Annotated in this window: 1 pseudogene; it reads right to left on the bottom strand. The window is 76.4% G+C overall.

Features of this window, described 5'->3' with window-relative positions:
* A pseudogene (locus ASC99_RS41370) lies at window positions 1–326 on the bottom strand (FAD-binding monooxygenase); the annotation flags it as partial.

Raw genomic sequence — 326 nt, 5'->3', positions numbered from 1 at the left:
CCGCCGAGGCCGCGCCCGCAGGACCCCGCAGCACACTGGCCAGCACCTTCGGCGCGAACAGCCCCTGCGGCGGCGACTTCAGGTTGGCCACCGACAGGAACGCCCGTGCCACCTCCGCGTCCACCGCCGCCGCCCGGTGCAGGCGGGCCACGTACCGGTTGATCAGCTTGACCCGCAGCGTGCGGCGGCCCTCGACGAACGGGAACCGCAGGTCGCCGCCGACGGACATGTCCCAGGGCACGCTGACCGCCCGCGCCGCCTGCCGGAAGAACTCCCGGGCCGCCGCCGCACCACTCCCCCGGGCCAGGCACTCCCGCAGGGCGACC

The sequence above is a fragment of the Kitasatospora sp. Root107 genome (assembly GCF_001424875.1).
Taxonomy (GTDB): Bacteria; Actinomycetota; Actinomycetes; order Streptomycetales; family Streptomycetaceae; genus Kitasatospora.
This window is presented reverse-complemented; position numbering and strand designations above follow the sequence as displayed.